This window comes from Streptomyces sp. 7R007 (genome assembly GCF_054850255.1).
Genome location: NZ_JBTWMV010000024.1, coordinates 90,977 through 116,126, shown reverse-complemented (window position 1 = coordinate 116,126; position 25,150 = coordinate 90,977). Strand labels below are relative to the sequence as shown.

22 protein-coding genes are annotated in these 25,150 nt (G+C 72.7%); 12 read left to right on the top strand and 10 right to left on the bottom strand.

What is annotated here, in order from left to right:
* Positions 1-13: 13 nt before the first annotated feature.
* Entirely contained in the window at positions 14-1,468 is a 1,455-nt protein-coding gene (locus tag ACYF6T_RS28220) for an ABC transporter permease (RefSeq protein WP_461699909.1), read from the bottom strand.
* A gap of 200 nt (positions 1,469-1,668) precedes the next feature.
* Here ACYF6T_RS28220 and ACYF6T_RS28215 point away from each other — a divergent pair, with 200 nt between their 5' ends.
* Positions 1,669-2,802, top strand: coding sequence for a D-alanyl-D-alanine carboxypeptidase family protein (locus tag ACYF6T_RS28215; RefSeq protein WP_461699908.1), 1,134 nt, complete (start codon positions 1,669-1,671; stop codon positions 2,800-2,802).
* Positions 2,803-3,045: 243 nt separating this feature from the next.
* On the opposite strand, the gene ACYF6T_RS28210 is transcribed toward ACYF6T_RS28215, so the two are convergent.
* Positions 3,046-3,798, bottom strand: coding sequence for an SDR family oxidoreductase (locus ACYF6T_RS28210; RefSeq protein ID WP_461699907.1), 753 nt, complete (start codon positions 3,796-3,798; stop codon positions 3,046-3,048).
* Positions 3,799-3,929: 131 nt separating this feature from the next.
* On the opposite strand from ACYF6T_RS28210, the gene ACYF6T_RS28205 reads away from it, so the two are divergent.
* From ACYF6T_RS28205 to ACYF6T_RS28185, 5 genes are all read left to right on the top strand, one after another.
* Positions 3,930-5,567, top strand: a complete 1,638-nt coding sequence (locus tag ACYF6T_RS28205; RefSeq protein WP_461699905.1) for an alkaline phosphatase D family protein — start codon at positions 3,930-3,932, stop codon at positions 5,565-5,567.
* Positions 5,568-5,626: 59 nt separating this feature from the next.
* The gene (locus ACYF6T_RS28200; RefSeq protein WP_461699903.1) at positions 5,627-6,925 is read left to right on the top strand and encodes a multidrug effflux MFS transporter; all 1,299 of its coding nucleotides are present in this window, start codon (positions 5,627-5,629) and stop codon (positions 6,923-6,925) included.
* Complete coding sequence (locus tag ACYF6T_RS28195) at positions 6,877-8,061, top strand: serine hydrolase domain-containing protein (protein WP_461699901.1); 1,185 nt, start codon at positions 6,877-6,879, stop codon at positions 8,059-8,061. Before ACYF6T_RS28200 ends, ACYF6T_RS28195 begins: the two co-directional genes overlap by 49 nt.
* 142 nt (positions 8,062-8,203) lie before the next feature.
* A complete protein-coding gene (locus tag ACYF6T_RS28190) occupies positions 8,204-9,193 on the top strand; it encodes a small ribosomal subunit Rsm22 family protein (protein WP_461699899.1) in 990 nt (329 codons plus the stop codon).
* A 134-nt stretch (positions 9,194-9,327) separates the two neighbouring features.
* Entirely contained in the window at positions 9,328-10,068 is a 741-nt protein-coding gene (locus tag ACYF6T_RS28185) for a bifunctional DNA primase/polymerase (RefSeq protein WP_461699898.1), read from the top strand.
* 19 nt (positions 10,069-10,087) lie between these two features.
* Here the strand turns inward: ACYF6T_RS28185 and ACYF6T_RS28180 are convergent, their stop codons facing one another.
* The 4 genes from ACYF6T_RS28180 to efeO are packed head-to-tail and all read right to left on the bottom strand — an operon-like array spanning position 10,088 to position 14,339.
* Complete coding sequence (locus ACYF6T_RS28180) at positions 10,088-11,077, bottom strand: hypothetical protein (RefSeq protein WP_461699897.1); 990 nt, start codon at positions 11,075-11,077, stop codon at positions 10,088-10,090.
* Positions 11,037-11,909 carry an iron uptake transporter permease EfeU gene (gene efeU / locus ACYF6T_RS28175; protein ID WP_461699895.1) on the bottom strand — a complete coding sequence of 291 codons (873 nt, stop codon included), beginning with the start codon at positions 11,907-11,909 and terminating at the stop codon, positions 11,037-11,039. Before efeU ends, ACYF6T_RS28180 begins: the two co-directional genes overlap by 41 nt.
* A 2-nt stretch (positions 11,910-11,911) precedes the next feature.
* On the bottom strand, positions 11,912-13,186 hold the full coding sequence (efeB, locus tag ACYF6T_RS28170; RefSeq protein WP_461699894.1) for an iron uptake transporter deferrochelatase/peroxidase subunit: 1,275 nt from the start codon (positions 13,184-13,186) through the stop codon (positions 11,912-11,914).
* A gap of 13 nt (positions 13,187-13,199) precedes the next feature.
* Positions 13,200-14,339, bottom strand: coding sequence for an iron uptake system protein EfeO (efeO, locus tag ACYF6T_RS28165; RefSeq protein ID WP_461699893.1), 1,140 nt, complete (start codon positions 14,337-14,339; stop codon positions 13,200-13,202).
* 251 nt (positions 14,340-14,590) lie between these two features.
* Here efeO and ACYF6T_RS28160 point away from each other — a divergent pair, with 251 nt between their 5' ends.
* Positions 14,591-15,247 (top strand): PhzF family phenazine biosynthesis protein, encoded by a 657-nt coding sequence (locus ACYF6T_RS28160; protein WP_461699892.1) that lies wholly within the window; start codon positions 14,591-14,593, stop codon positions 15,245-15,247.
* A gap of 30 nt (positions 15,248-15,277) precedes the next feature.
* On the opposite strand, the gene map is transcribed toward ACYF6T_RS28160, so the two are convergent.
* Positions 15,278-16,135, bottom strand: a complete 858-nt coding sequence (gene map, locus ACYF6T_RS28155; protein WP_461699891.1) for a type I methionyl aminopeptidase — start codon at positions 16,133-16,135, stop codon at positions 15,278-15,280.
* Between the two features lie 58 nt (positions 16,136-16,193).
* Between map and ACYF6T_RS28150 the strand changes: the two genes are divergently transcribed.
* Positions 16,194-16,424, top strand: coding sequence for a hypothetical protein (locus ACYF6T_RS28150; RefSeq protein WP_461699889.1), 231 nt, complete (start codon positions 16,194-16,196; stop codon positions 16,422-16,424).
* A 10-nt stretch (positions 16,425-16,434) separates the two neighbouring features.
* Here ACYF6T_RS28150 and ACYF6T_RS28145 read toward each other — a convergent pair whose 3' ends face one another.
* On the bottom strand, positions 16,435-17,745 hold the full coding sequence (locus tag ACYF6T_RS28145; protein ID WP_461699888.1) for an MFS transporter: 1,311 nt from the start codon (positions 17,743-17,745) through the stop codon (positions 16,435-16,437).
* Positions 17,746-17,790: 45 nt separating this feature from the next.
* Complete coding sequence (locus ACYF6T_RS28140) at positions 17,791-18,393, bottom strand: hypothetical protein (RefSeq protein WP_461699887.1); 603 nt, start codon at positions 18,391-18,393, stop codon at positions 17,791-17,793.
* A gap of 79 nt (positions 18,394-18,472) precedes the next feature.
* On the opposite strand from ACYF6T_RS28140, the gene ACYF6T_RS28135 reads away from it, so the two are divergent.
* Genes ACYF6T_RS28135 through ACYF6T_RS28125 form a run of 3 tightly spaced genes read left to right on the top strand, consistent with a single transcriptional unit; the run spans position 18,473 to position 20,535 of the window.
* Positions 18,473-19,546, top strand: a complete 1,074-nt coding sequence (locus ACYF6T_RS28135) for a sialidase family protein (protein ID WP_461699886.1) — start codon at positions 18,473-18,475, stop codon at positions 19,544-19,546.
* 37 nt (positions 19,547-19,583) lie between these two features.
* Positions 19,584-20,300, top strand: coding sequence for an NADPH-dependent F420 reductase (npdG, locus tag ACYF6T_RS28130; RefSeq protein ID WP_461699884.1), 717 nt, complete (start codon positions 19,584-19,586; stop codon positions 20,298-20,300).
* A 4-nt stretch (positions 20,301-20,304) separates the two neighbouring features.
* Positions 20,305-20,535: a hypothetical protein gene (locus ACYF6T_RS28125; RefSeq protein WP_461699883.1), complete on the top strand. Its 231-nt coding sequence runs from the start codon at positions 20,305-20,307 to the stop codon at positions 20,533-20,535.
* Here ACYF6T_RS28125 and ACYF6T_RS28120 read toward each other — a convergent pair.
* Positions 20,517-21,290 carry a site-2 protease family protein gene (locus ACYF6T_RS28120; RefSeq protein WP_461699882.1) on the bottom strand — a complete coding sequence of 258 codons (774 nt, stop codon included), beginning with the start codon at positions 21,288-21,290 and terminating at the stop codon, positions 20,517-20,519. The genes ACYF6T_RS28125 and ACYF6T_RS28120 overlap by 19 nt on opposite strands.
* A gap of 218 nt (positions 21,291-21,508) precedes the next feature.
* Here ACYF6T_RS28120 and ACYF6T_RS28115 point away from each other — a divergent pair, with 218 nt between their 5' ends.
* Entirely contained in the window at positions 21,509-25,126 is a 3,618-nt protein-coding gene (locus tag ACYF6T_RS28115; protein WP_461699880.1) for an AfsR/SARP family transcriptional regulator, read from the top strand.
* Positions 25,127-25,150: the final 24 nt, after the last annotated feature.

Genomic DNA, 25,150 nt, shown 5'->3' with positions numbered 1-25,150 from the left:
CTCGACGGGGGTGTTACGACACGCTGCGCAGGGCGTCCGCCGGGCGCATGCGGGAGGCGCGCCAGCCGCCCATGGCGCCGGCGATCAGGCCGCCGGTGACCGCCAGGCCCACGGCGAGGGCGATGGTGGTCAGGGAGACCGGGGCGGACAGGGCGATCTCCATGGTGCTGGAGGCCGACTGCCGGCCGGGGCCGCCCATGCCGCCGCCGGGGCCGCCGCCCATGCCGCCGGTGCTGCCGAGCTGCGCGGTCAGCTTGGGGCTGATCGCGGTGACCGTGTAGGCGGCCGCGAGACCGAGCGCGATGCCGAGGCCGCCGCCGATCAGGCCGTTGACCATGGACTCGCCGACGACCTGCCGGGTCACCTTGCGGCTCGGCCAGCCCAGCGCCTTCAGGGTGCCGAACTCCCGCACCCGGCGCGAGACCGCCGAGGACGTCAGCAGCGCCGCCACCAGGAAGGCGGCGACGAGGACCGCGATGGACAGCCACTTGCCGACGCTGGTGGCCAGGTCGGAGGCGGTGGAGAGGGAGCCGGAGACGGTGGAGGCCAGGTCGGAGGAGGTGGTGACCGTCGTACCGGAGATGTTGCTCTGGATCTCCTTCTTCACGGTGGAGATCTGCTGGGAGTCGGTCGCCTTGACGTAGATCGTGGTGACCTTGTTCTTGGCGTCGGCGAGCGTCTGCGCCTGCTTCAGCGGCAGGTAGACGTCGATGGTGGACTCACTGCTGTCCGGGGTCGCGATGCCGATGACCGTGTACTTCTTGCCGGAGATCTTGAAGGTCGAACCGACCTTGTACTTCTTGGACTTGGCGTACGACTTGCTGACCACGGCGACCTTGGCGTTGGTCTGGGACGCCGTGAACGTCTTGCCCGAGGTGATCTTCGACGTGGCCAGCGGGCCGAGGTCCTGGTCGGTGACGTCGATGCCGGCCACCGAGTAGGAGTTGACGTTGAAGTTGGCGCCGCCGCCCTGCACCTGCGGCTGACCGCTGGCGCCGCCGCTCCCGCCGGGGCCGCCCTGCTGGCCGCTGCCGCTGGTGGAGCTCTGCGCCTTGCCCTGGGTGAAGGAGCCGTCGACCTTGGTGACGTTCAGGGTGAGCGCGCCGACCGCGCTCGCCACGCCCTTCTGCGCCGAGACCTTGCCGACCAGAGAGGACGACAGAGCCTGACCGCCCTGCGTCATCACGCGGTCCGAGCTCTGCGTGGAGCCGCTGCTCGACTTGGCGTCGAACTTGAAGTTAGGGCCCTGTGAGCTGCCCGCCGTCGGCGCCGACTGCGCCTTGGTCACGGTCATGTCGGTCCCGAGCCCGTAGAGCGACTTGAGGACCTTGTCCTGTGCCTGCGTCATGCCGGCCGACACCGAGTTGACGGTGATGACCAGCGCGATACCGAGCGCCAGACCCAGTGCGATGACCAGAGCCGCCTTCTTTCTCCGGCCCAGTTCGCGCTTGAGATAGATGCCAAACATCCCGTTCCTCGAAGGTTCTTGGCGCCCGCTGTGGGCGCGGCCACAAGCTATGGAGGAACCTTTGAGTCGCACTGAGTAAAGGATGTGTCAGAGCTGAGAAAGCGGGGTAGGTGTTCAAATTTCCATAAGACAGGCAATTCTTATGCTCTAGAGGGCCTACTGCCAGGAAACCCCTGTTCAGTGCGGTGTACGGTCCCTGGATGCACGTATCGTCTCCGCTCACCCGGCGCGCCGCACTCGGTCTCGCGGCGGCCGCCCTGCCGCTCGCCACGGCGACCGAGGCCCACGCCACGACCGTCGTCGGCGGTGAACGCCTCGCGCATCCGGGAGTTCAGGGCACCGGCCTGCCCAGGAAGATCACCGCCGCCGCCTGGCTGGTCGCCGACGGCGACAGCGGAGAGGTGCTCGCCTCCTGCAACGCGCACAAGCGCCTGCCGCCCGCGTCCACGCTGAAGATGCTGTTCGCCGACACGGTGCTGACGAAGTTCGAGCGGACCGAACGCCACACGGTCACCGACGCCGACCTCGCCGACGTGCCCGCCGGCTCCAGCCTGGTCGGCGTCAGGCCCGGCATCACCTACACCGTCGAGCAGCTGTGGCAGGGCGTCTTCCTGCGCTCCGGCAACGACGCCGTGCACGTGCTCTCCCACCTGAACGGCGGCCTGGCGAAGACGGTCGCGGAGATGCAGGCCAAGGCCGAGGACCTGCAGGCCCTGGACACGCATGTGGTCAGCCCCGACGGCTTCGACCACAAGGGCCAGCTCTCCTCCGCCTACGACCTCACCCTCTTCGCCCGGCACGGTCTGAAGAACGCCGACTTCCGCGCCTACTGCCACACCAGGACCGCCGACTTCCCGGCCGGCGGCAGGAAGACCTTCCAGATCCAGAACACCGACCGCCTGCTGACGGGCGCGTACGGCGTGCGGACGTACCAGGGACTCATCGGCGTCAAGAACGGCTACACCAGCCACGCCGGCAACACCTTCACGGGCGCGGCCACCCGGGGCGGGCGCACCCTGCTGGTCACCGTGATGCACCCGAAGAGCGGCTACAACGCCGTCTACGAGGAGACGGCCGCGCTGCTCGACTGGGGCTTCGGCAAGGGGAGTTCGGCGAAGGCGGTGGGCACGCTGGTCGAGCCGCTCAGCGAGGGCGGGGCGAAGGTGACGCCGGCGCCGGCCCGGAAGGCGGCGCAGGCGGCCGGCGCGCCCGGCTCGGCCGCGGGCGGCCCCTCGCCCTGGCGGCTGCTGGAGGGCGCGGGCGGCACGGTGGCGCTGCTGGCGGGCGGGGCGTGGGCGCTGCGCAGGCGTCGTGGCGGCGAGACGGCGAACTGAGGCGCGCGCGGCAGCCGTTCCACGCACCGGTGCGTATCCCGCGGTCCCACGCGGGATCCACCCCCACCCGATGCGGTGGAACGACTGCCGCCTCCCCCCTCGGTTTGGCCAGCGGAACTGCGCTCCTCCAAGTGTGAAGCTCTTGTGGAGGAGATTCGAGCATAGGCCGCCTACCGGGCGCAATGGACCGGAAGTCCATATTCCGTTTGTGCAAGTTGACGAGTTGAGGGACCGCCGGTGCGCTCAGCCGCGGCCGATGTACGGCATCGCGGTCGCCAGCACCGTCGCGAACTGCACGTTCGCCTCCAGCGGCAGCTCCGCCATGTGCCGGACCGTGCGCGCCACGTCGGCCACGTCCATCACCGGCTCCGCGACCACGCGGCCGTCGGCCTGCAACGCCCCCGTCTCCATGCGCCGGGTCATGTCGGTCGCCGCGTTGCCGACGTCGATCTGCCCGACCGCGATCCGGTAGGGCCGCCCGTCCAGCGACAGCGACTTGGTCAGGCCGGTCAGCGCGTGCTTGGTCGCGGTGTAGGCGACGGACCGCGGCCGGGGCGTGTGCGCCGAGACCGACCCGTTGTTGATGATCCGGCCGCCCTGCGGGTCCTGCTCCTTCATCTGCCGGTACGCCGCCTGCGCGCACAGGAACGCCCCGTTGAGGTTGGTGTCCACCACGTGCCGCCAGGCGTCGTACGCCAGCTCCTCCACCGGCACCCCGCCCGGCCCGAACGTCCCCGCGTTGTTGAACAGCAGGTCCACCCGCCCGAACCGCTCCACGGTCGCCGCGAACAGCGCGGTGACGTCCTCGGGCCGCGCGACGTCGGTCCGTACGGCCAGACTCGCGCCCCCGGGCACCAGCGCGGCCGTCTCCGCCAGCGGCTCCGGGCGCCGCCCCGCCAGCGCCACCGACCAGCCCGCGCGCAGCAGCTCCACCGCGACGGCCCGCCCGATGCCCGAACCGGCCCCCGTCACCACGGCGATCTTCGTGTCAGTCATGCCCGGCAGCGTAGGCGAGCTTCCGGCATGCGGGACCGGCTGTCCGCCATCCGGGTGCAGTGCCCCCGGTGAAGGCGTGTCGCCCCCCGCCCGGCGCCTGCCTCCTCCCTGAACTATGACGGGAGGAAAACATGACGATCACATCAGGCCGGCCGCAGTGGCAGACACCCGAACTCCGCGCAGCCGCCCGCCACCTCGGCCGCCGCCGCTTTCTCGGCCTCACCGCCGCCGCCCTCGCCTTCGCCGTGGACCTGCCCGCCCCCGGCGCCGCGGCCGCCGCCACCCTGGACGCGGCCCGCATCGACGACTTCCCCTTCACCCTCGGCGTCGCCTCCGGCGACCCGCTGCCCGACTCCGTGGTCCTGTGGACCCGGCTCGCGCCCTCGCCCTACGAACCCGACGGCGGGCTGCCCGCCCAGCCCGTCGACGTCGACTGGGAGATGGCCGAGGACGAGAACTTCGCCACGATCGTCCGCAGCGGCACCGCGACCGCCTTCCCGGAGTACCACCACACCGTCCACGTGGAGCCGGCCGGCCTCGACCCGGGCCGCGAGTACTACTACCGCTTCCGCACCGGCACCTGGATCAGCGACACCGGCCGCACCCGCACCGCCCCCGCCGCCGGCAGCGCCGTGGCCTCCCTCACCCTGGCCGCCGTCTCCTGCCAGGCCTACACCGACGGCTACTTCACCGCCTACCGCCATCTCTCCGAGGACGACGTCGACCTGGTCTTCCACGTCGGGGACTACATGTACGAGTACGCCGTCGACGCCGCCGGCGGCGCCCGCGCGTACACCGACCGCGTGCTGCCCGCGCTCTACAACCACGAGAGCACCACGCTGGAGGACTACCGGCTGCGCTACGCCCTCTACAAGACCGACCCCGACCTGCGGGCCGCGCACGCCGCACACCCCTTCGTGGTGGCCTTCGACGACCACGAGACCGAGAACAACTACGCCGGCGCCATCTCCGAGAACAACGACCCGCCGGACCAGTTTCTGCTGCGCCGCGCCGCCGCCTACCGCGCCTACTGGGAGAACCAGCCGCTGCGCGCCCCGCAGCTGCCCGTCGGCCCCGACATGCAGCTCTACCGGCGCCTCAACTGGGGCTCCCTCGCCCAGTTCGACGTCCTCGACACCCGCCAGTACCGCTCCGACCAGGCCTACGGCGACGGCAAGCACGTGCCCGGCCCCGAGTCCGAGGACCCGGCGCGCACCATGACCGGCAGCGCCCAGGAGAGCTGGCTGCTGGGCGGCTGGCTCGCCTCGACGGCCACCTGGAACGTCGTGCCCCAGCAGGTCTGCTTCTCCCAGCGCAAGATGGACCTCAACGCCGTCGCCCAGGTCTCCATGGACGCCTGGGACGGCTACCCGGCCTCGCGCCGCCGCATCCTGGACGGCGCCAAGGCCGCCGGCATCGAGAACCTGATGGTCCTCAGCGGCGACGTGCACGTCGGCTACGCCTTCGACATCAAGGACGACTTCGACGACCCGGCCTCGCGCACCCTCGGCACCGAGATCGTCGCCACGTCGATCGCCAGCGGCAAGGACGGCGCGGAGAAACCCGCGAACTGGAACACGTACATGACCGCCAACCCGCACCTGAAGTTCTACGACGGCCGTCGCGGGTACGTCACCGTCACCCTGGAGCAGACGCAGGCACGCGCCGACTTCAAGACCGTGCCCTACGTCACCCGGACCGGGGCCCCGATCTCCACGGCCGCCTCCTTCGTGACGGAGGCGGGGGCGCAGGGGCTCCAGCCGGCCTGACGGGCTGAGACGATGGAGGCGCCCAGACGGGCGTACGACCGGGAAAAGGGGAGGGGAGCATGCCCGAGCAGGAGGCCAGGACACCGCACACGGAGCAGGCGGCCGGACCGGAAGCGGAACCGGCCGCCGCCCGTGCCGCCCGCCGCACCGGCCTGCTGGTCACGTTCATCCTCGGCGGCCTCACCGCCACGCCCCCGCTGGCGATGGACATGTACCTCCCCTCCCTTCCGGCCGTCACCCGCTCCCTGCACGCCCCCGCGGCCACCGTCCAGCTCACCCTCACCGCCTGCCTGGCCGGCATGGCCCTCGGACAGCTCGTGGTCGGCCCGATGAGCGACCGCTGGGGCCGCCGGCGCCCGCTGCTGACCGGGCTCGCGGTGTACGTCGTCGCCACCGCCCTGTGCGCCCTCGCGCCGGACGCCGCCTCCCTGGTCGCCTTCCGGCTGGTGCAGGGCCTGGCGGGCGCCGCCGGGATAGTGATCGCCCGGGCGGTCGTCCGCGACCTCTACGACGGCACCGCGATGGCCCGCTTCTTCTCCACCCTCATGCTGATCTCCGGGGTCGCCCCGATCGTCGCGCCGCTGATCGGCGGGCAGATCCTGCGGGTGACCGACTGGCGGGGCGTGTTCGTGGTCCTGACGGGCGTCGGACTGCTGCTGGGCGGCCTGGTGTGGGCCCGGCTGCCCGAGACGCTCGCGCCCGAGCAACGGCACGCCGGGGGAGTGGGCGAGGCCCTGCACGCGATGCGCCGCCTCCTGGCCGACCTGCCCTTCACCGGCTTCATGCTGGCCGGCGGCTTCGCCTTCGCGGCCCTGTTCGCGTACATCTCGGCGTCCCCCTTCGTCATCCAGGAGATCCACGGCGCCTCCCCGCAGACCTTCAGCCTCCTGTTCGGCCTGAACTCGGTCGGACTCGTCGCCGTCGGCCAGCTCAACGGCAAGGTGCTGGTCGGCCGGGTCAGGCTGGAGAAGGTGCTGGGCATCGGCCTGACGGTCGTGATCGCCGCGGCGACCGCGCTGCTGCTGATGGCGACGGGCGTCCTCGGCGAGACGGGCCTGGCACCGGTGGCGGCCGCCCTGTTCGTCCTGATGTCCGCGATGGGCGTGACCCTGCCCAACACCCAGGCGCTCGCCCTCACCCGCACCAGGCACTCCGCCGGCTCCGCGTCCGCCCTGCTCGGCACGGTCTCCTTCCTCATCGGCGCCGTCGCCTCCCCGCTGGTCGGCATCGCCGGCGAGCACACCGCCGTACCGATGGCCGTCGTCCAATTGGCGGCCGCACTGGTAGCGCTCAGCTGTTTCATGGGAATGTGCCGTCCTTGGAACACACGTGCGGGGGCGGAGGGAGCAGGGAGCTGAGCGCACCGAGACTGCGCGGCGACACCCCGGAACGGGCCGGGCTCGACGCGGGAGAACTGCGTCACCTCGCCCGGGAGGTCGCCGAGCTCACCACCGGAGAACGCCCCTGGGCGGCCGGCACGGTCGTGGTCGCCGGGCGCGGCCCGGTGATCGCCGTCGCGGAGGCGGCGGGCTGGGCCGTGCGGTACGCCGGGTACGACGAGGAGGTCGACGCGGGCGTGGAGCTGCCGGCGAAGGCCCGGGTGCCGATGACCGTCGGCACGCCCTTCGACCTGGCCTCGCTGACGAAACTGTTCACGTCCGTCGCCGCGGTGCAGCAGATCGAGCGCGGCACGCTGGGCATCGACGCGCGGGTGGGGGCGTATCTGCCGGAGTTCCACGCCGCCGCCCGGCACGGCATCACGATCCGCGAACTGCTCACCCACACCTCGGGCCTGCGCCCCGAACTCCCGCTCTACGACTGCCCGGACGCCGCCACCCGCATGGATCTGCTCCGCGCCGAGGCCCCCGTCGGGGTCCCCGGCACCTACACGTACTCCGACCTGAACATGCTGCTGCTCCAGTACGTGCTGGAACGCATCACCGGCCGCACCCTGGACGCCCTGATCCACGACGGCATCACCCGCCCGCTCGGCATGACGTCCACCGCGTTCGGTCCGTGTCCCGAGGCGGCGGCCACCGAGGACCAGCGGCGGCCCTGGGCCAAGGTGGACCGGGGGATGCTGCGGGGGGTCGTCCACGACGAGAACGCCTGGGCGCTGGGCGGCGTGGCGGGCCACGCCGGCCTCTTCTCCACCGCCCACGACCTGGCGGTCTTCTGCCGCACCCTGCTCGCCGGCGGCTCCTACGGCCCCGCCCGCATCCTCGGCCCCGACTTCGTGGAACTCCTGCTCACCCCGCCCGGCCTGGGCTTCGCGGTCGACCAGCCCTGGTTCATGGGCGAGCTCGCGGGCCAGGGCGCGGCGGGCCACACCGGCTTCACGGGCACCTCCCTGGTCCTGGACTGCGCCACGGACACGTTCCTGGTCCTCCTGGCCAACACGGTCCACCCTCGCCGTCGCCCTCCGGACAACCGCCCGAGGGCCGCGGCGGCGACCAGACTGGCCAGAGCGGCCCTCACCCGCCGCCCCCTTTAGCCCGTCCGGCGTGCGAGGACCAGGCCCGTCCAGGTCCGAAGCGGGGTCCGGGGGCGCAGTCTCCGGGGACGGGACGGGCAGGGGCGGAGGGGGCGAGAACCGCCGCGGCCCTGCGAGACGCCGGGCGACCTAGAATCGCCGGGTGAACGACCCCGCATCCCCGGCCGACACCCTTCGCACCGCCCTCGCCGACCTCCTCGACGGTCTGCCGCCCCGGCACGCCGCCCAGGCCGTCGACCGGCTGATCGCCAGCTACCGCGGGGCCACCCCGACCGACGCCCCCATCCTCCGCGACCGCGCCGACGTGGCCGCCTACGCCGCGTACCGCATGCCGGCCACCTTCGAGGCGACCCGCTCGGCTCTGCACGCGTTCGCCGCGACCGTGCCCGACTGGACCCCCGGCACGCACACGGACGTCGGCGGCGGCACCGGAGCCGCCACCTGGGCCGTCACCGCCACCTGGCCCGGCCGGCGCGACGTCACCGTGCTGGACTGGTCCGAACCCGCCCTCGCCCTCGGCCGCGAGATCGCCGCCGCCCACCCCGCCCTGAGCCAGGCCCGTTGGCAGCGCTCCCGCATCGGATCGGCGCTCACCATCGAGAGCACCGATCTCCTCACCGCCTCCTACGTCCTCAACGAACTCACCGAGCCCGACCGCGCCGCCCTCGTCGACGCCGCCGCCACCGCCGCCCGGGCCGTCGTGATCGTCGAGGCCGGCACCCCCGCCGGCTACGCCCGCGTTGTCGAGGCCCGCGACCGCCTGGTCCGCGCCGGCTTCCACGTCGCCGCCCCCTGCCCGCACAGCGCCCCCTGCCCCATCGCCCCGGGCGAGGACTGGTGCCACTTCTCCGCCCGCGTCAGCCGCTCCTCCCTGCACCGCCAGGTCAAGGGCGGCTCCCTCCCCTACGAGGACGAGAAGTTCAGCTACGTCGCCGCCACCCGCCTCCCGGCCACCCCCGCCTCCGACCGGATCGTGCGGCGCCCGCAGATCCGCAAGGGCCAGGTCCTGCTCGACCTGTGCGAGACCGGCGTACGACTGGGCCGCACCACCGTCACCAAACGCCACGGCGACCTCTACAAGGCCGCCCGGGACGCGGACTGGGGAGACGCCTGGCCGCCGCCGAAGTCATGACAAAGAGTGCGATCACGCCCCATCCCGGTGTGAGGCACCCCCTACCGCTCATGTCCCCCTCCCGGCCCCCCGGAGCCGGGGAAGATGGGACCATAGGGCATGCTGTTCCGCACGACAGCGAGGCGAGGGGATAGATGAGCGCGGAGTTCGGCGGCCGGACCGGCCGGCAGGGCAGACTCTCCCAGTGGCTGCGCGGACGCCGCCCGAAGGAGGCCGGCGCCGACGACGGCGGCCGTGAGGCCCTGCTGCTGGCCGCCGCCGGAGCGGGCCTGCCGCTCGCCCCCGCCGCCCACCCCGCCCCCGGCTACCGCTGCTCCTGCGACCGCGTGGGCTGCCCCACCCCGGCCCGGCACCCGGTGTCGTTCGCCTGGCAGACGCAGTCCACCACCGACCGCGCCCAGATCGAGCGCTGGGCCCGCCACCAGCCGCAGGCCAACTTCATCACCGCGACCGGCATGGTGCACGACGTCCTGGACGTGCCGCTGGAGGCGGGCCGCGAGGCCCTGGAGCGGCTGTTGTCCGCCGGCGTCGAGGTCGGCCCGGTCGCCGAGAGCGGCGACGGCCGGCTCCTCTTCTTCACGCTCACCCGCGGCACCCCCGAGGACGAGGACGAGTGGTGGCCGTGCGAGCTCGACTGCCACCCCGAGACGATGGACGAGCACCCCGGACTGCGCTGGCACTGCCGCGGCTCGTACGTCCTGGTGCCGCCCGCCCGGCTGCCGGGCGACGACGGCGCGACCGTGCAGTGGGTGCGCGGCCCGGAGCACGCCCTGCCGGACCCGCTGAGCCTGCTGGAGACCCTCACCGACGCCTGCGCCCGCCACGCCGGCGAGGAGCCCGACCACGCGAACGCGGCCTGGCCCCTGCGCCACTGAACTGCCGTGCGGGGACCGGCTAGCTGCCCTGCGCCGAGGTCAGGCCCTCCAGCCGGGCCAGCACCGACACCTGGCCCCGCGCCGGGTCCAGGGCCACGCCGTTCGACATGAACTCCGTCGTCAGCGACTGCTTGATCTCACCGGTCGTCAGCGCCTGCACGCTCGCGTTCGGCGTGGGGATCGAGGTGCCCGCGGCGGCCGTCTGCTTCTCGTAGCGGCGGGTGGCGAAGAACACCAGCGCGCCGCCGTCCGTGGTGCGCAGCGCCAGCGGGGCGTAGTCGCCGCTGGTGACCGGCTCGTCGATGTACTGGGTGACCAGACCCGGCTTCTTGGCCGCCTTCGCGCGCTGGGCCCGCCACTGGTCGGTGTGCGGGCCGTTGGCGAACGTCTTGCCGCCGTCCTTCAGATAGGTGGCGTAGTCCCGGCTCACATCCCCCGGCGCCACGGCGAACCCGGTCGCGTCCGCGGGCACCGTCTCGGCGTAGCCGTCCGCGTCCTTCTTGATCTCGGGCAGGCTGCCGGGGGTGACCAGCGTGAGATACGCCACCTTCCAGGTCTCGTCCAGACCGTGCCGGGTGAACACCAGCAGCCAGTGCAGGCTGCCGCCCTTGTTGCCCTGCGCCTCGGCGACGAACCAGCGCGGCCAGCCCGCCTTCTTCGGGATCGTGAACGTCGCGTCCGTGAGCTTCAGCGGCGAGTACGCCGGGTTGCCGCCCGGATTGTTGGCGTGACCGGCCTTGAGCCGGGCCTCGTCGATGTCCCCGAGGGCGCCGGTCACATGGCCGGCGTCGAGCGAGTGGTCGTACGCCTTGTCCGCCTTGTTGTACGCGGTCGTGAACTGCGTCAGCGCCTCCGCGGCCTCGGCACGCGTGGTCGCGGGCAGGACGTAGTTCTCCCCGTGGACCACCACACAACCGCTCGCCGTCAACGACAAAGCGGTCAGCGAGGCCGCTATCAGCGCGCTTCGCTCAAGCCTTCGACGCCTCGGACGGCTGCGATCCCTGCTCATCGCGATCCTTCACCTTCCCCTTCCCGGAGGCGAACCCTACCGGGGCGAAGAACAGCGCGAGCGTCGGGATCAAGTACAGCAGCCACACCGTGACCTGAAGGACCGTCGGGTCGGGCTGGAAGTTGAACACGCCCTTCAGCAGCGTGCCGTACCAGCTGTCCGGCGGCATGGTGCCGCTGATGTCGAAGGCCAGGTTCGTCAGCCCCGGCAGCCAGTCGGCCTCCTGCAGATCGTGGAAGCCGTACGCCAGCACGCCCGCCGCGACCACGACCAGCATGCCGCCGGTCCAGGTGAAGAACTTCGCCAGGTTGATCCTCAGGGCGCCGCGGTAGAACAGCCAGCCCAGGAAGACCGCGGTGGCCAGGCCCAGGGCGACGCCGATCAGCGGGCGCGGGGTGCCGTCGCTGGCCGCGTGCACCGACGCCCACACGAACAGGGCCGTCTCCAGCCCCTCGCGGCCCACGGCGAGGAACGCGGTGGCGACCAGGGCGCCGGTGCCCATCGCCAGGGCCGCGTCCAGCCTGCCGTGCAGCTCGGCCTTCAGATGCCGGGCGGTGCGCCGCATCCAGAACACCATCCACGTCACCAGGCCGACCGCGACGACGGACAGGGAGCCGCCGAGGGCCTCCTGCGCCTGGAACGTCAGCTCCTGGGAGCCGAACTCGAGCACGCAGCCGAAGCCCATCGCGATCAGCACGGCGATGGAGATGCCGATCCAGATGGGCCGGATCGCGTCCCGGCGGCCCGTCTTGACCAGGTAGGCGATCAGGATGCAGACGACGAGGCTGGCTTCCAGGCCCTCGCGCAGACCGATCAGGTAGTTGGAGAACACGGCTACGCCTCCTTGGCGAACAGCGTGCTGCCCCACCAGTCGTCCTCGTCGCGGACGCCCGGCGGGACGGCGAAGACCGCCGAACCCACGTGCTGGATGTACTCGTTGAGCGCGTCGTTGGCGAGGTTGCGCTGGATGCGGATGAACCCCTCGCGCACGTCACGCTGGTAGGCGATGAAGAACAGGCCCGCGTCCAGCCGGCCGAGGCCGTCCGTGCCGTCCGTGAAGGAGTAGCCGCGGCGCAGGATCGTCGCCCCGTGGTTGGAGTCGGGGTGCGCGAGCCGGACGTGCGCGTCGGGCTTCATGGCCTTCAGGAACGGCGCGTCGTGCTCCTTGGCCTTGCCGACCGGGGCGCCGGTGCCCTTGTCGCGGCCGAAGACGTCCTCCTGCTCCTGCAGCGAGGTGCGGTCCCAGGTCTCGATGTGCATCCGGATGCGCCGGGCGACCAGATACGACCCACCGGTCATCCACGCGGGCCCGTCCTGCTCGCCGACCCACACGAACTTCTTCAGCCGGTCCGTCTCGGTGCCCGCGATGTTGCGGGTGCCGTCCTTGAAGCCCATCAGGTTGCGCGGGGTCTGCGCGTCCGGGGTCGTCGAGGACGTCTTGCCGAAGCCGAGCTGCGACCAGCGGATGGAGACCTTGCCGAAGCCGATGCGGGCCAGGTTGCGGATCGCGTGCACGGCGACCTGCGGGTCGTCGGCGCACGCCTGCACGCACAGGTCGCCGTTGCTGCGGCTCTTGTCGAGGTTCTCGTTGGGGAACTGCGGCAGGTCGACCAGGGCCTCCGGGCGCCGGTCCTTCAGGCCGAACTTCTCGAACAGCGACGGGCCGAAGCCGATGGTCAGCGTCAGCCGCGAGGGCTTGAGGTCCAGCGCCTCGCCGGTGTCGTCCGGCGGCGCCTCCGCGAGCCCGCCGTAGGCGCCGTCGCCGACCGGCTTGCCGGCCGTCATCCGGCGCGCGGCGGCCGTCCAGTCCTTCAGCATCTGCACGAACTCGGCGCGGTCGTCGGTCTCCACGTCGAACGCGGCGAAGTGCAGCCTGTCCTGCACGGGCGTGGCGATGCCCGCCTGGTGGGCGCCGTGGAAGGCGATCGCGGCGCCCGTCTCGGCGGCGGCCGGGTCCACGTCGTCGCCGACGCGGGTCATCGCGGCCGCGCCGCCGGCCACGGCGGCCCCGAGCGCGAGCCCGGCCCCGCCCCAGCCGATCAGGGAGCGGCGCGAGGGCTGTTTTGGCGCGCCGGCGGCGGTGGCCTCGGTTTCCTGGGTGTCCGTCATGGTCAGTCGTCCCCTACTTCACGACGGCGGCGGCGAGCTTGGACAGCGGCTCGGCGAGCGCGTTCACCGCGTCCGAGAGCTGCTTGCGCTGGGTCTCGGTGACGGTGTCGTACGACACGAACCCGTCCGAGGTCTTGTCGGTGCGGTACTTCTCCAGCAGCGCGTCCAGCGCGGCGAACTGCTTGTCCAGCTCGGTGGTCAGCGCCTTGTCGTTCTTCTGCGCGACCGGCTTGAGCAGCTCGTACGCCTTCTGCGCGCCCTCGACGTTGGCCTTGAAGTCGCTGAGGTCGGTGTGCGAGTAGCGGTCCTCCTCGCCGGTGACCTTGCCGGTGGCGACCTCGTCGAGCAGTTCCTTGGCGCCGTTGGCCATGGAGGTCGGGGTGATCTCGGCCTTGCCGACCCGCTGCTGCCAGTCCTTCAGGTCGGTGACCAGCTGGTCGGCGAGGGCCTTCTGCGCGCTGCCGATCTTCTTGTCCTGCCACAGCGCCTTCTCCAGCGCGTGCCAGCCGGTCCACTTCTGGCCCTTCTCCAGGCCGTCGGCGCGGGTGTCGGTCTTGGGGTCGATGTCCCCGAAGGACTCGGCGATCGGTTCGGTGCGCTCCCAGCCGACGCGGGAGGGGGCGTAGGCGTCGCGCGCGGCCGTGAGGTCGCCGGCCTTGATCGCCTTGGCGAACGTCTCGACCTTGGGGATCGTCTGGTCGGCCTGCTCCTGCGCGTACTCGCGGTAGGCGGCGACGGCCTTGTCCAGCTGCGGGTCGCGCTCGGCGGCGGCGCCCGAGCCGGTGACCGTGAGCTTCTGCCGCACGCCGTGGCCCTTCATGCCGGGCCGGCAGGCGATCTCGTAGCTGCCCGCCTTCACCTCGGCCGTCAGCGTGTACCTGGTGCCCGGCCCGATGTTCTCCTTCTCGGAGACGATCCGGTCGTCCGGGAAGAGGATCTCCACTTCGGTGGCCTTGGAGCCCTTGTTCTCGATCTTCAGCGTGACCTGGCCGGCCGGCACGGACGTGGCGGAGGTCGTGCACTTCGAGTCGGCGGCGGTCACCCGGATCGCGTCGTCACCGTCCGCTGTGCTCTTCTCGGTGCAGCCCGTGACGGCGGTCAGAGCCGCCGCGGTGGCGACGGCGGTGACGACGGAGAGTCCGGCGGCTCGCATGCAGGCTCCTGAGGCTGGCGAAAAATCGCGTGTCGAGGCTCACGCAGGGATGGTGAGGCTCGCCTAACTTATCTGAGCCTTGCCTACGTGGTACCCGCCCATACGGTGATTCAGCTCTCATGGACGCTGTATGGGAACGGGGCGATCACGGTGGCCTAAAACAAACCCCAAGGGATTGTCAAAGGGAATTCAAGGATGCGGCGCCGTCCCCGCGCGCGGCGGCGGCTCACCGGCGGTGCTTCAATCTCCCCGTGACTGACTACGACGTGCTCCGCGTCTTCTGCGCTCCCAACGGCGGTTACGGCAACGAGCTCGGCGTCGTCCGCGACGGTACGGCGATACCCGGGCGGAGCGACCGGCAGGCGTTCGCCCGGAAGCTCGGCTTCAGCGAGACCGTGTTCGTGGACGACCCCGAGCGCGGTGTCATCGACATCTACACGCCCAGCGTCCGCCTGCCCTTCGCCGGCTACCCCTGTGTCGGCGCCGCCTGGCTGCTGGACGTGCCCGAACTGGTCACCCCGGCCGGGGTCGTGGGCGCCCGGCAGGACGGGGAGTTCAGCTGGATCGAGGCGCGGGCGGACTGGCCGTTGCCGCGCACCCTGCGCCGGTACGCGAGCCCCGCCGAGGTCGACGCCCTGACCGTGCCGCCGCCCGGGGAGTGGATCTACGCCTGGGCCTGGGAGGACGAGCCGGCCGGCCGCGTGCGCGCCCGCGGCTTCCCCGGCCGGGGGGACGGCGTGGAGGAGGACGAGGCCACGGGCGCGGCGGCCATGCAACTGACGGACCGGCTGGGACGCGCCCTCAACATCACGCAGGGGGCCGGCTCGCAGATCCTGACGGCCCCGCAGCCGGGCGGCTGGGTGGAGATCGGCGGCCGGGTGTTCCTGGAACGCCAGCCGGAGCGCTAGGCGGCCGGCCGGAGCGTCAGGAGTGCCGGGCTAGGGCAGGGTGAGGATGTCCGCGCCAGTCTCCGTCACCACGAGTGTGTGCTCGAACTGGGCCGTGCGTTTGCGGTCCTTGGTGACCACCGTCCAGCCGTCGTCCCACATGTCGTACTCGTGCGTGCCCAGCGTCAGCATCGGCTCGATCGTGAACGTCATGCCGGGCTGCATGACCGTCGTCGCGTGCGGGCTGTCGTAGTGCGGGATGATCAGGCCCGAGTGGAACGACGAGTTGATGCCGTGGCCGGTGAAGTCCCGGACCACGCCGTAGCCGAAGCGCTTGGCGTACGACTCGATCACGCGGCCGATGACGTTGATCTGGCGGCCCGGCTTGACCGCCTTGATCGCGCGTGTGAGGGACTCGCGGGTGCGCTCGACCAGCAGCCGGCTCTCCTCGTCGACCTCGCCCACCAGGTACGTGGCGTTGTTGTCGCCGTGCACACCGCCGATGTACGCCGTCACGTCCAGGTTGACGATGTCGCCGTCCCGCAGCACCGTCGAGTCCGGAATGCCGTGGCAGATCACCTCGTTGACGCTCGTGCACAGCGACTTGGGGAAGCCGCGGTAGCCGAGGGTGGAGGGGTAGGCGCCGTGGTCGCACATGTACTCGTGCGCCACCTTGTCCAGCTCGTCGGTGGTCACCCCGGGGGCGATCAGCTTCGCCGCCTCCGCCATCGCGCGGGCCGCGATCCGGCCGGCGACCCGCATCGCCTCGATCGTCTCCGGGGTCTGCACCTCCGGGCCGGTGTACGGCGTCGGCGCGGGCTTGCCGACGTACTCGGGGCGGCGGATGTTTCCGGGCACGGAACGGGTGGGGGAGAGCTCCCCTGGTACGAGCAGCGACTGGCCAGACATGCCAGCGAGTCTAACCAGCGGGTGTGGGGGAACATGTGGGTGGCGAGAGGAGCTGGTCATGGCCCTGTTCAAGAAGCGGACCGTCGGCAAGCCGGGTGAGTGGTACTACTGCCTGGAGCACAAGAAGGTCGAGGAAGGGCCGGAGTGCCCCGCCAAGGACCGGTTCGGGCCGTACGCCTCCCGGCAGGAGGCCGAGCACGCGATGGAGACGGCCCGCGAGCGCAACCTCCAGTGGGAGAACGACCCCAAGTGGCACGACGCCCCGGCCGGCGGTGGCGAGGAGAGCTGACGGGAGCTGATCAGCCCTGCGGCTGCGGGGCCGCCTCGCCGCGCCGGGCCCGCACCCGCAGGGCGTGTTCGTCGGTGCGGACGTCGTAGGTCATCAGCCTGGGCAGACACAACGCCAGCAGGCCCACCGCGCCCGCGCAGAGCAGGCCGCCCGACCAGACCGACGTCCGCACGCCCCACCAGGCGGCGAAGCCGCCCGCGCGGACCTGGCCCACGGTCGGGCCGATCGAGTACGACAGCAGTTCGATCCCGGCGAGCCGGCCGCGCAGCTCGTCCGGGATCGTCTGGTTCCACATGGCCCCCCGGAAGATCCCGCTGACCATGTCGCAGCCGCCGGCCACGGTCAGGAACACCAGCACCAGCCAGACGTTGCCGACGACGCCCGCGGCCGCGACGGCCAGGCCCCACAGGGCGGCCGACAGCACCACCATCCGGCCGTGGCGGTGGACGCGGGACGTCCAGCCGCTGGTCACGCTCACCAGGAGCGAACCGAACGGCACCGTCGCGTACATCAGGCCCAGGGACCAGGCCGCGTCCAGGTCGTCCGCCAGGAAGGGCAGCACGGCCAGCGGCATCGCCAGGAACATCGCCGCCAGGTCCACCACGTAGGTGCCCAGCAGTTCCTTGCGGCTCCACGCGTACCGCGCGCCCTGCGCGATCGCCCGGAGGGAGGGTTTCGCGGCCTCGTGGGAGGCGGGCGAGGCGGCGATGGGGAGCATGAGGGCCACGGAGACGGCGAAGGTCAGCGCGTCCGCGCCGTACGCCCAGCCGAGTCCCGCGTAGGCCACCACCACGCCCGCCAGCGCCGGGCCCGCCACGCCGCCCACCGTCCAGCGCAGGGAGTTCAGCGCGGTCGCGGCGGGCATGTGCTCGTGGGCCACGATCCGCGGCCAGAGCGAGTCGATCGCCGGGCGCTGGACGGAGACCAGGGCGGAGGACAGGGCGGCCACGACGTACAGGGGCCAGGTCGCGGGGTGCGGGAGCAGGGCGTTGAGGAGGAGGGCCGCGGAGAGCAGGCCCTGGCCGGCCTCCGTCCGGATGATCAGCGTGCGCTTGTCCAGGGCGTCGGCGAGCGCGCCGCCGTAGAGGCCGAAGAGGACCAGCGGCAGGAGCTCCACCGCGCCGATCGCGCCCACCGCCGCCGCCGAGCCGGTGAGGCCCTTGAGCTGGACCGGCACGGCCACGAAGGTGAGGAAGCTGCCGAAGTTGGAGATCGTGCCCGACACCCACAGCCGGCGGAAGTCGGCCGAGGCGCGCCACGGGGCGAGGTCGGGGAGGAGGGCGCGCAGGCCGGTGGGGGGTCCGGGGGCTTCATCGGTCACGAAGGGTCATGGTGGTGTTGGACGGGTGCGGGGGGCAATCGGGTTTCACCAGGGGGCGGGAGGCGGGGCCGTGAGCTGGTCCGCCAGCCGCGACAGCCGGTCCCGGAAGCGCCGTCGGCCCCGGGGCGCGGGCAGGGAGGGCTCGCCGGCCGCCGCGCTGACCAGGTGCTGGACGGTGTCCAGGTCCAGTTCGGAGGCGGCCGGCACGGGCAGCGAGTCGTGGGCCATGGGCAGCAGTTCGCCCTCGGCGGGCCCCAGGGCGAGGACCGTGGCGCCCGCCCGGCGGGCGTCGTGCACGCGCTCCAGCAGGGGCGCGTCGGGGCTGTGCGGGGAGACCACGAGCAGTGTCTCGCCGCGCCGGGCCGCGGCCAGACGGCCCAGGCCGACCGCCAGATGCGCCGGATCCGACGGCCGCGCCTCGTGCCGTACGAGCGTCGGGGCCAGTTCCGGCGTGCCCGACCACGCGGCCTCGTCCACCAAGTGGGCGGCGAGGTGCCACGGTTCGTACTCCGGCGTGCCCAGCAGGAGCAGTCCGCCCCCGTGCGACACCACCGATCCGCGCAGGGTTCCGGCGAAGCGCCGGGTGGAGCCCAACCACTCCGTCCCGGCGAGCACTTCACGCAGCAAGGCGACACGTACGGCGTCCATACGTCCGCATCCTGCACCAACCGGGCATTCTTGACCCGGAGTTCACCCCGAATTCGCCCGACTTGGCGACAGTGCGCGGATGACCGAAGCCACCGTCCCGTTCCGCGCCGGCCGCGAGGGATACGCCAGTTACCGCATCCCCGCCGTCGTCGCCACCGCCCAGGGCACCCTCCTCGCCTTCTGCGAGGGGCGGGTCGACAGCGCGAGCGATCACGGGCACATCCACATCGTGCTGAAGCGCTCGACGGACGGCGGACGCACCTGGGGGCCGCTCCAGGTCGCCGCGCGCAACGGCACCGACCTCGCCGGCAACCCGGCCCCCGTCGTCTTCGACACCGGCCGCATCCTGCTCGTCCACGTCCGCTCCGCGGCCTCGGCGGCCGAAAAGGCGATCCTGCAGGGCAAGGTGAGCGACGCCGACGGGCGGCGGGTGTGGGTGCAGTACAGCGACGACGAGGGCGCCACCTGGTCGGCGCCCGCCGAGATCACCGAGTCGGTCAAACGGCCCGGGTGGCGGTGGTACGCCACCACCCCGGGGCACGCCCTGCAGCTGACGTCCGGGCGGGTCGTCGTGCCCGCCAACCACACCCTGCCGCCCACGGGCACGGACACCGGCACCGAGCCGCGGTACAACAGCGGCCACTGCCTGCTCAGCGACGACCGCGGCGCCACCTGGTCGATCGGCTACCTCGACGAGAACACCGACGGCTACATCAACGTCAACGAGACCACCGCCGCCGAACTCCCCGACGGCCGCGTCTACTTCAACACCCGCAACGACTCCCCCGCGCCCGGCAACCGCGCCGACGCCGTCTCGGAGGACGGCGGCGAAACCCTGCACACCCGCTTCCGCCCGCAGGCCGGCCTCGACGGCCCCGTCTGCCAGGGCAGCCTGCTGCACCTCGGCGAACCGGACGTCCTGCTCTTCTCCGGACCGGCCTTCCCCGGCGGCCGCGCCCTGATGACGCTGCGCGCCTCCACCGACAGCGGCCGGACCTGGCGGCCCGTCCACACCGTCGACGGGCTGCCCGCCGCCTACTCCGACCTCGTGCGCGTCGACGACTCGACCGTCGGGCTGCTGTACGAGACCGGGGACTTCGGCGCCTACGAGCGGATCGTCTTCCGCCGGGTGCCCGTGACGCGGCTCACCTGACCGGCGGGGGCCGTCGGGGCGGACGTAAAGTCGGCCCATGACCTCTACCGACAGTGCTGCACAGACCCCCGCGAAGGCCCCCGCCAAGGATCCGTGGGACCTGCCCGACGTCTCCGGGCTCGTCGTCGGCGTCCTGGGCGGGACCGGGCCGCAGGGCAAGGGCCTGGCCTACCGGCTCGCGCGGGCCGGGCAGAAGGTGATCATCGGCTCGCGGGCCGCCGAGCGCGCCCGGGCCGCAGCCGACGAGCTCGGGCACGGTGTCGAGGGGGCCGACAACGCCGAGTGCGCGCGCCGCAGCGACCTCGTGATCGTCGCCGTCCCCTGGGAGGGCCACGGCAAGACGCTGGAGTCCCTGCGCGAGGAACTCGCCGGGAAGCTCGTCGTCGACTGCGTCAACCCGCTCGGCTTCGACAAGAAGGGCGCCTACGCGCTGAAGCCGGAGGAGGGCAGCGCCGCCGAGCAGGCCGCCGCCCTGCTGCCGGACTCCCGGGTCACCGCCGCCTTCCACCACCTGTCGGCCGTCCTGCTCCAGGACCCGGAGATCGAGGAGATCGACACCGACGTGATGGTGCTGGGGGAGGAGCGCGCCGACGTCGAGACCGTCCAGGCCCTCGCCGGGCGCATCCCCGGCATGCGCGGCGTCTTCGCGGGGCGGCTGCGCAACGCCCACCAGGTGGAGTCCCTGGTCGCCAACCTGATCTCCGTCAACCGGCGCTACAAGGCACACGCCGGGCTCCGCGTCACGGACGTCTGAGCGGATGGGGGACACTGAGTGCGTCAGCAGTGTCCCCCGACAGGAGTCGACCCCCATGCCCCGCCTTGGCCTCTACGCGCTGATCGTCTGCGTGCTCTCGGTAGCCGCCGCCGTGGTCTCCTTCGTGCAGGGCAGCTGGCTGGGGATCGTATGGGTGCTGCTGGCCGGGCTGTCCAGCAACATGTGCTGGTACTACGCGCGCCGCGGCCGGCCGGCCTACTCCCAGAAGCGGTAGAGGCTCCAGCCGGCCGAGGTGTCCCAGTCCTCGACCCCGAGGGCGCGCAGCACGGCGTCGATCAGGTCGAAGAAGACGCTGTTGACCCGCGGCAGCCACAGCACCACGAACACCAGGAGCAGGCCGAACGGGGCGAAGGGCTCCACCTGGCGCTTGATCTTGTACGACAGCCAGGGCTCGAGCACGCCGTAGCCGTCCAGGCCGGGCACCGGCAGGAAGTTCAGGATCGCGGCCGTCACCTGGAGCAGCGCGAGGAACGCCAGCGCGTACCGGAAGTCCTGCGGCACGCCGTCCAGCGCGTGCAGCCAGAAGGGGGCCGTGCACACGGCCGCGAACAGCACGTTCGTCAGCGGTCCCGCGGCCGAGATGAGACTGTGCCGCCACCGCCCCCTGATCCGGCCGCGTTCGATGAACACCGCGCCGCCCGGCAGCCCGATCCCGCCCATGATCACGAACAGCACCGGCAGCACGATGCTCAGCAGGGCGTGGGTGTACTTCATCGGGTTGAGCGTGAGGTAGCCCTTCGCGCCCACCGTGATGTCGCCGCTGTGCCAGGCGGTGCGCGCGTGCGCGTACTCGTGCAGGCACAGGGAGACGATCCACGCCGACGTCACGAACAGGAACACCGCGAGCCCCGGCTGCTCGGCGAACCCGGTCCAGGTGGCCCACCCCGCGACCGCGGTGACGGCGAGGATCCCCAGGAAGACGGGACTGATCCGCCGCTCGGCGCGGCGGGCGGTGGTGGCGGCGGTCATGGGGCTCCCTGGACGGTGCGTGGGCGCGGTGCGGTGGTGTGCGGTGTGCTGCGGTGCGACTGCCCGACGGTACCGGGCACATGCGGAAAACGTCTCGCGGTGGGGCTGGGGTTCCGCGAGGCTGGGTCGTTCATGCCGGTGCACGGTTTCCGGAGCTCCGTCGGCCCACACGCCGTCGCGTTCGAATCCCGTGACCGGCCCCGCGACGACCGGAGACAATGGACCCCGTGCGCTACCGCATCCTCGGCACCACCCAGGCTCTCCGTCCCGACGGCACGGCCGTCCCGCTCGGCGGGGCGCGGCTGCGTGCGCTGCTGACCGTGCTCGCGCTGCGCCCCGGCCGCGTGGTCACCGCGAGCCTGCTGGTCGACGAGGTCTGGGACGGGGACCCGCCCGCCGACGCGACGGGAGCGTTGCAGGCGCTCGTCGGACGGCTGCGCCGGGCGCTCGGCGCGGACGCGGTCGCCTCGGCGGAGGGGGGTTACCGGCTCACCGCCGGCCCCGACGACGTCGACCTGCACCGTTTCGAACGGCTCACCGGGGAGGGCACCCGCGCCCTCGCCGACGGTGACCCCGCCAAGGCGGCCGTCGTCCTCGACGACGCCCTCGCGCTGTGGCGGGGGCCCGTCCTCGCCGACCTTCCCGGCCGCGCGGCGGAGTCGGCCCGCTGGGAGGCCCGGCGCCTGGACGCGCTGCGCGCCCGCCACGGTGCCGCGCTGGCCCTGGGGCACGCGGAGCAGTCCCTGCCGGAACTGACCGCCCTGTGCGACACCCACCCCCTCGACGAGCCCCTCCAGGCCCTGCGCCTGCGCGCACTGCGCGACGCGGGCCGCACGGCGGAGGCACTGGCCGCGTACGAGGAGGTACGACAGCTCCTGGCCGACCGCCTGGGAGCGGACCCGGGACCGGAACTCAGGGCGCTGCACGGGGAGTTGCTCCGAGGAGAGAGCGGCACGGGCCAGACACACGGACCGACGTGGCAACCTCGCCGGCCGGCACGGGACGCGTCCGCGGACGGCATGTCCAACGGAGACACGTCACGCAGGGGGCACGGGCCGCACGGCGGACGGACGGGGGCGGGCGCGGGTGCGGCGACGGGGACGGGTGCGTCGACCAGGGCGGGCGCCGGAGCGCAGACCGGGGTGGGCGCGGGTGCGCCGTGTGCGCCTGGGGCGGACACCGACGCCCTTCGGAGCGCGAACCCCACCCCCACCCCGATCCCGACCGCCCAGCCCACTTCCCAAGCCCCCACCCACCTCACCCCCGAAGCTCCCGCCCACCCGGCCTCCGAAGCTCCCGCTCACCCCGGCACCGCCGGCGCTCCCTCCCCGCCCCCCGGCAACCTCCGTGCCCGTCTCACCTCCTTCGTCGGCAGGGAGGCCGATATCGAAGCCATCCGCAGGGATCTCGGCGGGGCGCGGCTCGTGACGTTGCTCGGACCCGGTGGGGCCGGCAAGACGCGGTTGTCGCAGGAGGCCGCCGAGACCGTGCGGGACGCCGCCCGGGACGGGGTGTGGCTGGCCGAGCTCGCTCCCGTCGACGACCCGGACGCCGTACCCGAGGCCGTCCTCACCGCCGTCGGCGCCCGCGAGACCGTGCTGTACGGCGCCGGCGCCGAGGCGATGCGGGCCGGCAGCGAGCGCTCCGGCGACCCCGTGGAGCGGCTCGCCGAACACTGCGGCCGGCGCCGCATGCTGATCGTCCTCGACAACTGCGAGCACGTCGTCGACGCCGCCGCCCGCCTGGTGGAGGAGCTGCTGGAGCGCTGCCCCCACCTGACGGTGCTCGCCACGAGCCGTGAACCCCTCGGCGTGCCCGGCGAGTTGCTGCGCCCGGTGGAACCGCTGCCGGAGCCGGTCGCGTTGCGGCTGCTCGCCGACCGCGGGGCCGCCGCCCGGCCGGGGTTCAGCGTCGACGACGATCCGGAGGCGTGCGCGGAGATCTGCCGCCGCCTGGACGGACTGCCGCTCGCCATCGAGCTGGCGGCGGCCCGGCTGCGGATGCTGACGCCGCGCCAGATCGCCGACCGCCTCGACGACCGTTTCCGGCTGCTCACCTCCGGCAGCCGTACCGTCCTGCCCCGCCAGCAGACCCTGCGCGCGGTGGTCGACTGGTCCTGGGAGCTGCTGCACGAGGAGGAGCGGGACGTCCTGCGGCGGCTGTCCGTCTTCGCCGGCGGCTGCGACCTCGCCGCCGCGGAGGCCGTCTGCGGCCCCGCCGCCCTGGAGGCGCTCGGCTCCCTCGTCGACAAGTCCCTGGTGGTGGCGGCCCCTTCGGGTGAGGGCGAGATGCGCTACCGGTTGCTGGAGACCGTCGCCGAGTACGCCGCCGAACGGCTCGACGAGAGCGGCGACCGCGCCGCCACCGAGCGCGCGCACCTGACGTACTACCGCGAACTCGCCCGCAGCACCGAACCGTTGCTGCGCGGCCCCGGCCAACTCACCGCCATCGCACGGCTGGAGCGCGAGTACGAGAACCTGCGCACCGCCCTGCGCCGTGCCGTGGCCGCCCGGGACGAGCAGGAGGCCCTCTGCCTGATCCTGTCGCTCGCCTGGTACTGGCAGATGCGCGACCTGCGCATCGAGGCCCGCAACTGGTGCGCCGAGGTCATGGCCCTCGGCCCCGACCCCTTCGCCGCCCCCGTCCGGCGCGCCGCCCCCGTCTGGCAGCGCTGCACCGACGTGCCGCCCCCGCTGACCGGCGAACTCCTCGCCGAGGCCCGGCGCGGTGTCCACCTTGCCCATCTGGCGTGCATGGACACCGAGTTGGAGGCATGGGAGCGCCCGGAGGCGAAGGAGAAGCTGCGCGTCATCACCGAGGTCTACGAGCCCGGCTACCCGCAGACCTGCCGCACCCCGGGCATGCTCTGGTTCTACGCCGTGATGCTCACCGGCAGCGTCGAGCGGCTGCCGGTGATCCTCGACTCCGCCGTGCGCACCTGCCGGTCCACCCCGGGCATGGAGTGGGAGCTCGCCGCGACTCTCCAGATGCGCGCCAACCTCCTGGCCAACCGCAGCGACTGGGCCGGCGACGCCACCCGGGACGCCGACGAGTCACTGGAGATCTTCCGCGGGCTCGACGACGCCTGGGGCATCGCCGAGGCGCTCTCCGCGCGCGGCGAGGCCCGGGAGCGGGTCGGCGAGTACCTGCTCGCCGCCGCCGACTACGAGGCGGCGATCGAACAGGCCGAACTGCTGGGCGCGCACGCCCAGACGACGGTGCTGCGCGCCCGGCTCGGCAGCGCGCTGATCGAGGCGGGCCAGAGCGAGCGGGGCGAGCGCATCCTGCACGAGGTGATCGAGACCCACGACGGCGCCCACAACGAGGCCTTGCCGGCCGCCCGGATGTTCCTGGCGAGCCGGCTCGCCATGACCGGCCGCGTCCCGCAGGCGCGCGAGCAACTGCGGCGCGTGCGCGAGGAGTTCAAGATCGCCCACTTCATCGTCTTCGACGCGTTCATCCTCGGCGGCGAGGCCTGGCTGGAGACGGTCGACGGCAACCACGACCTCGCCCTGGACCTGATCCGCCAGGCGCTGGAGCGGGCCCGCGACCCGCTGTCGGAGGCCATCGCCCCGCACATGCGCCCCCTGTACCTGGCCATGGCGGCGATCTCGCTCGCCGAGGTCGACGGCGGCGGCCGGGCCGGCGACGGCGCCCGCTGCCTCGGGACCGCCCGGACGCTGCTTCCGCCCGGTCACGTGCTGACCTCCATGGAGCGCGAGGTGTACGCCCGCGCCGAGCGGCACACCCGCCGGGTCCTCGGCGACGCCGCCTTCGAGGCCGCGCACGCGGAGGGCGGCGGACTCTCCCTTCAGGAGGCCGCCGCCCTGGTCTGACGCGCACCGACACGAGCCGGGCGA

Coding starts and splice junctions, on each gene's coding strand:
- efeO (WP_461699893.1), bottom strand. CDS start 14,339: ATGCGAGCCGCCGGACTCTCCGTCGTCACCGCCGTCGCCACCGCGGCG.
- ACYF6T_RS28180 (WP_461699897.1), bottom strand. CDS start 11,077: ATGAGCAGGGATCGCAGCCGTCCGAGGCGTCGAAGGCTTGAGCGAAGC.
- ACYF6T_RS28185 (WP_461699898.1), top strand. CDS start 9,328: ATGAGCGCGGAGTTCGGCGGCCGGACCGGCCGGCAGGGCAGACTCTCC.
- ACYF6T_RS28140 (WP_461699887.1), bottom strand. CDS start 18,393: ATGGACGCCGTACGTGTCGCCTTGCTGCGTGAAGTGCTCGCCGGGACG.
- ACYF6T_RS28150 (WP_461699889.1), top strand. CDS start 16,194: ATGGCCCTGTTCAAGAAGCGGACCGTCGGCAAGCCGGGTGAGTGGTAC.
- ACYF6T_RS28220 (WP_461699909.1), bottom strand. CDS start 1,468: ATGTTTGGCATCTATCTCAAGCGCGAACTGGGCCGGAGAAAGAAGGCG.
- ACYF6T_RS28115 (WP_461699880.1), top strand. CDS start 21,509: ATGGACCCCGTGCGCTACCGCATCCTCGGCACCACCCAGGCTCTCCGT.
- ACYF6T_RS28125 (WP_461699883.1), top strand. CDS start 20,305: ATGGGGGACACTGAGTGCGTCAGCAGTGTCCCCCGACAGGAGTCGACC.
- ACYF6T_RS28200 (WP_461699903.1), top strand. CDS start 5,627: ATGCCCGAGCAGGAGGCCAGGACACCGCACACGGAGCAGGCGGCCGGA.
- ACYF6T_RS28205 (WP_461699905.1), top strand. CDS start 3,930: ATGACGATCACATCAGGCCGGCCGCAGTGGCAGACACCCGAACTCCGC.
- npdG (WP_461699884.1), top strand. CDS start 19,584: ATGACCTCTACCGACAGTGCTGCACAGACCCCCGCGAAGGCCCCCGCC.
- ACYF6T_RS28215 (WP_461699908.1), top strand. CDS start 1,669: ATGCACGTATCGTCTCCGCTCACCCGGCGCGCCGCACTCGGTCTCGCG.
- efeB (WP_461699894.1), bottom strand. CDS start 13,186: ATGACGGACACCCAGGAAACCGAGGCCACCGCCGCCGGCGCGCCAAAA.
- ACYF6T_RS28120 (WP_461699882.1), bottom strand. CDS start 21,290: ATGACCGCCGCCACCACCGCCCGCCGCGCCGAGCGGCGGATCAGTCCC.
- ACYF6T_RS28135 (WP_461699886.1), top strand. CDS start 18,473: ATGACCGAAGCCACCGTCCCGTTCCGCGCCGGCCGCGAGGGATACGCC.
- ACYF6T_RS28210 (WP_461699907.1), bottom strand. CDS start 3,798: ATGACTGACACGAAGATCGCCGTGGTGACGGGGGCCGGTTCGGGCATC.
- map (WP_461699891.1), bottom strand. CDS start 16,135: ATGTCTGGCCAGTCGCTGCTCGTACCAGGGGAGCTCTCCCCCACCCGT.